Raw genomic sequence first — 6156 nt, forward strand, 5'->3', positions numbered from 1 at the left:
GTAACCGCCCAGGTAGAAGCCGAGCTTCTCCAGGTAGGGCCACAGGCCGGCCTTCTCGTAGTAATCGGTGACGACCTGCGAACCGGGGGCCATATTGGTCTTGACCCACGGCTTGCTGGACAGGCCCTTCTCGACCGCGTTACGAGCCAGCAGGGCGGCGCCGATCATGACCGACGGGTTCGAGGTGTTGGTGCAGGAGGTGATACCCGCGACCGCGACCGCGCCATGGTCGAGGATGAATTCGCCGCGCTCCTCGGAGACGACCTTGATCGGCTTGGACGGCCGTCCGTCGGCGTTGTTCGCCGCGGACTGCACCTTCACCGCGCCATCGTCGGCGAAGGACAGGGTGGCCGGATCGGAGGCCGGGAAGGTCTCCTCCACCGCCTCGTCCAGCTTCGAATGCGGCGTCGGGTGCTGATCCTCCACGTAGTTGTGGATGTCCTTGCGGAAGGCGATCTTGGATTCGCTGAGCGGGATGCGGTCCTGCGGGCGCTTCGGGCCGGCGATGGAAGGCACCACGGTGCCCAGATCGAGTTCCAGGTACTCGGAGTAGGCGGGCTCCGACGCGGGGTCGTGCCACATGCCCTGTTCCTTGGCGTAGGCCTCGACGAGCGCCAGCTGCTCCTCTGTGCGGCCGGTCAGGCGCAGGTAGTTGATGGTCTCCCCGTCGATCGGGAAGATCGCCGCGGTGGAGCCGAACTCGGGGCTCATATTGCCCAGGGTGGCGCGGTTGGCCAGCGGGACCTCGGCCACGCCCTGGCCGTAGAACTCGACGAACTTGCCGACCACGCCGTGCTTGCGCAGCATATCGGTGACGGTGAGCACGACGTCGGTGGCGGTGACGCCGGGCTGGATCTCACCGGTGAGCTTGAAGCCGACCACCCGCGGGATCAGCATGGAGACCGGCTGGCCCAGCATGGCGGCCTCGGCCTCGATACCACCGACACCCCAGCCCAGCACGCCCAGGCCGTTGACCATGGTGGTGTGCGAGTCGGTGCCGACGCAGGTGTCCGGGTAGGCCTGGCCGTTGCGGACCATGATGGTGCGGGCCAGGTATTCGATATTGACCTGGTGCACGATACCGGTGCCCGGGGGGACGACCTTGAAGTCGTCGAACGCGCCCTGGCCCCAGCGCAGGAACTGGTAGCGCTCACCGTTGCGCTCGTATTCGAGCTCGACATTGCGCTCGAAGGCGTCGGCGCGGCCGAAGACATCGAGGATGACCGAGTGGTCGATGACCATTTCGGCGGGGGAGAGCGGATTGACCTTCTCCGGGTCGCCGCCGAGGGCCGAGACCGCCTCGCGCATGGTGGCGAGGTCGACCACGCAGGGCACGCCGGTGAAGTCCTGCATCACCACGCGGGCCGGGGTGAACTGGATCTCGATACTGGGCTGGGCGTCGGGGTCCCAGTCCGCCAGCGCGCGGATATGGTCGGCGGTGATGTTCACGCCGTCCTCGGTGCGCAGCAGGTTCTCGGCGAGAACTTTCAGTGCGTACGGGAGTTTCTCGGTGCCGGGTACGGCCGAGAGCCGGAAGATCTCGTAGGAGTTGCTTCCGACCTCGAGGTTGCCCTTGGCGCCGAAAGTATCGATACTTTTCGTCACGTCAGCTCCACTTGTCGGGTGTGCGGACGCCGTCGGCGGGGCTGTGCCGGCGGCGGTACGTCTCTGGCATGAGGTGCCGGCCCGGGAAGGCGCCGGTTCCCCGCGGTTCCCAACCCTAACAGTACGCTTGTCCTATGAAAATCGCGGGGCGGTATGTCGAGGCGGTCGGGCGGCGCGCCCATCGTCGGGCGTGCCGGGTGTCGGGTAACCGCTCACGCGTCGCGTAATCTGCTCTCGAGCTGGTCCGAGTTGGCCGGGCGGTACCACGGGTACCCCGGCTGTTCGTGCCAGTAGCGGATTCCCCGTCGCGTCGTCGGACGATGCGGCTCGACCAGACCGGATGGAAGATGACCGTCACCCACACCTCGGCCTTCTCCCTCAAGGCCACCAAACTGCCGGACGGGTTCGATTCGAAGACCCTCGAAGAGGTTCGGACCGATCTCGCCGACAACGGAGTGGCCACGCCAGAGGGTGACGATCAGAGCGAACTGGCCGCCATCGTGGCCGATGCGCGGGCGCACGGCATCGATCTGAGCGTCGTCGTGCTCGACGGCAATCCGGGGCACGACTCCGAACTGCGCGATCTCGCCACGGAGGTGGCCGGATTCCAGCACGGCACCGTCGCGGTCTTCAGCGACGACTGGATCGGCACCACCAGCGATTCGATCAGCCGGGTCCGGTTGGAGTGGGCCGAGGACAAATCCAAGTTCACCGGCGGAAAGACCGAACAAGCCGCGCAGACCCTGGTGCACCGCCTCGAGCAGACACCGACGGTGAGCTGGACCGAGATCACGATCGTGCTCCTGGCCGGCCTGGTGCTGACAGTGGGCGGTCTGTACTGGGTCAAGGCCCGCCGCGCGGGCGGGTCGCCGCCGCCCGTGGACGCCGAGCCGGGCCCGCGTACCCAGCGCACCGAAGACCCGGAGCCGGCCGCGCGGTAACCGCGGCCGCTCGCCCGGTGATCGCCCCCGGCCGCCGCTCTCCCTGTCGCGCCCCGGCGGCCTCGGCCGGGGCGCCCGTGTGCCGCGCGACGATGCCCGGTGCCCCGGCTCGCGCCGGACAGGTTTCGGCAATCGCTACGGCGGGCGCCATGCCGTATCGGTACGTATGGTCGAACAAGAGTGGGTGACGGCGCCCGCTGTAGCACCGGAAGCCCTGCCTGCCCCACCGGGAAACCGCCCGCGAACGACGGCGAATTTCCCGACAGTGGAGCCGGTTGCGGCATCCGCGGCCATCACCTGGAATAGTTGTGACAGCACGCACAGGACCAAGGCGAAAGCGGGGATGTTGGTGACTTCGACGGACGGTGTCAGCGGGGCAGATTTGGCGAAACAACCGCCGACGCCTGCTTCGAGCACCCTCGAGCGTGACGTCCAGACCCTCGAGAAGGCGATCTACGAGGTCAAGCGGGTCATCGTCGGGCAGGACCGGCTGGTCGAGCGGTTGCTCGTGGGGGTGCTCGCCAAGGGACACGTTCTGCTCGAGGGCGTCCCCGGTATTGCCAAAACGCTCGCGGTAGAGACCTTCGCCAAAGTGGTCGGCGGTTCGTTCTCCCGCGTCCAGTTCACCCCCGACCTGGTCCCGACCGACCTCGTGGGTACCCGCATCTACCGGCAGGGCCGCGAGGAGTTCGATACCGAACTCGGCCCCGTGGTCGCGAACTTCGTCCTCGCCGACGAGATCAACCGCGCCCCGGCCAAGGTGCAGTCGGCGCTGCTCGAGGTGATGGCCGAGCGGCACGTGACGATCGGTGGCAAGACCTACCCGATGCCCGATCCGTTCCTGGTGATGGCCACCCAGAACCCGATCGAGAGCGAGGGCGTGTACCCGCTGCCGGAAGCGCAGCGCGACCGCTTCCTGTTCAAGGTGGTCGTCGACTACCCCTCGGTCGAGGAGGAGCGCGAGATCATCTACCGGATGGGTGTGACCCCGCCGGAACCGAACCGCATCCTGGAGCCGACCGAACTCATCCGCCTCCAGAAACTGGCCGCGAGCACCTTCGTGCACCACGCGCTGGTCGACTACGTGGTCCGGGTCATCTCCGCGACCCGCGTTCCGGCCGAATTCGGGATGCACGATGTGGCGAACTGGGTGGCCTACGGCGCGTCGCCGCGGGCCAGCCTCGGCATCATCGCCGCCGCCCGCGCGGTAGCGCTCATCCGCGGCCGCGACTACGTGGTTCCGCAGGATGTCATCGAGGTCGTACCCGACGTGCTGCGGCACCGGCTGGTGCTGTCCTACGACGCGCTCGCCGACGAGATCAGCCCGGAGGACGTGATCCAGCGGATTATGCAGACCGTCGGACTCCCGCAGGTCGCGCCGCAGGCCGTGGCGCCGGGCGGCGCCCCGCCCGTCACCGAGAACGGCAACCGGCCGCCCGCGCCGCCGCAGCAGTCTCCGGCGCCGCAGGTGCCGCAGACCGCCGGCACGAACCAGCCCCAGTGACCCGGCCGCCGGACCCCCGCGCCCGAGAGACCGTGCCCGACCCCCATGCACCGCCGTCGTTCCGTTCGGGCGAGCTGACCGATCCGCATCTGACGGCCGCCCTGAAAACCCTGGAGCTCACCGTCCGCCGCCGCTTGGACGGCGTGCTGCACGGTGATCACCTCGGCCTCATCCCCGGCCCCGGTTCGGAACCGGGGGAGGCGCGGGCCTATCAGCCCGGTGACGATGTCCGGCAGATGGACTGGTCGGTGACCGCGCGGACCACCCACCCGCACGTCCGGCAGATGATCGCGGACCGGGAGCTGGAAACCTGGATGGTGGTGGATCTGTCCGCCAGCCTGGATTTCGGCACCGGCGCCTGCCAGAAACGCGATCTGGCGGTGGCCGCCGCGGCCGCGGTGACCCATCTGACGATGGGCGGCGGGAACCGGGTCGGCGCCGTGGTCGCGACCGGTGAGCAGATGCAGCGGATCCCTGCCCGCAGCGGCCGGGTCCACGCGCAGTCGCTGCTGCGCAGTATCGCCACCACTCCGCATCCGCGCGACGGAGTGCGCGGTGATCTGCGCGGCGCCATCGAATCGTTGCGCCGGCCGCAGCGCAAACGCGGCCTGGCGGTCGTGATCAGTGATTTCCTCGGCGATATCGACTGGCAGCGGTCGCTGCGGGCCATCTCCGCCCGCCACGATCTGCTGGCCGTCGAGGTCCTCGATCCGCGCGATACCGAGTTACCGGATATGGGTGATGTGGTGCTGCACGATCCGGAGACCGGGCGGACCCGCGAGTTCACCGTCACCCCGCAGCTGCGCGCCGATTACGCGGCCGCCGCCCGGCGGCACCGGGACGAGGTCGAGCAGACCCTGCGCAGTTGCGGCGCCCCGGTGCTCACCCTGCAGACCGACCGGGACTGGATCGCCGATGTGGTCCGGTTCGTCTCCACCCGGCGCCACAGCCTCGGCGCCTCGACCCCGCGGGTGCCACGCCAGTGAGTATTTCGAACTTTTCCGCACCGATCTGGCTCGGATTTCTTGCTGTCGTTCTCCTGCTCGCGCTCGGCTATCTGCTGGTGCAGCGCAGCAAGCATCGCCGGATGCTGCGGTTCAGCAATATGGAGCAGCTCGAGAAAGTCGCTCCCAACCGGCCCAGTTTCTGGCGCCATCTGCCGATCGTGCTCGTGATCGTCGGCATGGTGTTCGCCACGATCGGCGCGGCCGGGCCGACCGCCGAGAAGAAGGTGCCCCGTAACCGGGCGACCGTGGTGCTGGTCATGGACGTTTCGCTGTCCATGGAGGCCACCGACGTCTCGCCGAACCGGCTGCAGGTCGCGCAGGAAGCGGCCAAGAACTTCGCCGACGGTCTCACCCCGGGGATCAACCTGGGACTGGTGACCTACGCCGGCACCGCGTCGGTGCTCGTCTCGCCGACCACCGACCGGGGTTCGGTGAAGGCCGCCATCGACAACATCAAACTCGCCGAGCGGACCGCCACCGGTGAGGGAATCTTCACCGCCCTGCAGTCCATCGAGACCCTCGCCTCGGTCCTGGGTGGCTCCGAGACGCCGCCGCCGGCCCGTATCGTGCTGATGTCCGACGGTAAACAGACCGTGCCCGATTTCGAGGACGTGGACAATCCGCGGCACGAATTCGTCGCCGCGCGGCTCGCGAAGACCAAGAAGATCCCGGTCTCGACGATCTCGTTCGGCACCAAATGGGGTGTGGTCGAGATCCCGCGTGAGGACGGCGGCACGGACCAGGTCGATGTGCCGGTGGACGACGAGGCGATGCAGGAGATCGCGCGATTGTCCGGCGGTGAGTTCTATACCGCCTCCAGCCTGCAGGAACTGTCCACTGTCTATGACACTCTGGAGGAGCAGATCGGCTACGAGGTCACCCGGGGCGATGCCAGCCGTCCGTGGTGGCTGCTCGGCCTGCTGACCACGGTGGCCGGCGTGGTGGCGGCGCTGCTGCTGCGCCAGCGGCTGCCCTGACAGATCGGTGAGAAGCGCTGATAGCGTGCGGATCCCGCCGAGATCCGCCCGGCCGGTGCGCCGTCGCCGACGCCGGCGGGGATCAGTCGATATCGTGCTGCGGGCCGGATTTCACCCGGCCC

At 68.3% G+C, this 6156-nt stretch carries 5 protein-coding genes; 4 read left to right on the forward strand and 1 reads right to left on the reverse strand.

From position 1 onward, the window contains the following. Positions 1-1605: aconitate hydratase AcnA (gene acnA, locus ACLML9_RS27275; protein ID WP_411948195.1), on the reverse strand; the 1605-nt coding region annotated here is incomplete at its 3' end. Positions 1606-1952: 347 nt separating this feature from the next. On the opposite strand from acnA, the gene ACLML9_RS27280 reads away from it, so the two are divergent. The 4 genes from ACLML9_RS27280 to ACLML9_RS27295 all read left to right on the forward strand — a co-directional run bounded on the left by ACLML9_RS27280 (position 1953) and on the right by ACLML9_RS27295 (position 6034). Then, the gene (locus tag ACLML9_RS27280) at positions 1953-2546 is read left to right on the forward strand and encodes a DUF6676 family protein (RefSeq protein ID WP_411948196.1); all 594 of its coding nucleotides are present in this window, start codon (positions 1953-1955) and stop codon (positions 2544-2546) included. Between the two features lie 343 nt (positions 2547-2889). Continuing rightward, entirely contained in the window at positions 2890-4050 is a 1161-nt protein-coding gene (locus ACLML9_RS27285) for an AAA family ATPase (RefSeq protein ID WP_411948197.1), read from the forward strand. A gap of 32 nt (positions 4051-4082) precedes the next feature. Further along, a complete protein-coding gene (locus ACLML9_RS27290; RefSeq protein ID WP_411948198.1) occupies positions 4083-5036 on the forward strand; it encodes a DUF58 domain-containing protein in 954 nt (317 codons plus the stop codon). Continuing rightward, entirely contained in the window at positions 5033-6034 is a 1002-nt protein-coding gene (locus ACLML9_RS27295; protein WP_411948199.1) for a VWA domain-containing protein, read from the forward strand. The genes ACLML9_RS27290 and ACLML9_RS27295 overlap by 4 nt, the downstream gene beginning before the upstream one ends. The last annotated feature ends 122 nt before the right edge of the window (positions 6035-6156 follow it).

The organism is Nocardia sp. NPDC002869, assembly GCF_046764065.1.
In the GTDB taxonomy this organism is placed as follows: Bacteria; Actinomycetota; Actinomycetes; order Mycobacteriales; family Mycobacteriaceae; genus Nocardia; species Nocardia rhamnosiphila.

Coding starts and splice junctions, on each gene's coding strand:
- ACLML9_RS27280 (WP_411948196.1), top strand. CDS start 1,953: ATGACCGTCACCCACACCTCGGCCTTCTCCCTCAAGGCCACCAAACTG.
- ACLML9_RS27285 (WP_411948197.1), top strand. CDS start 2,890: ATGTTGGTGACTTCGACGGACGGTGTCAGCGGGGCAGATTTGGCGAAA.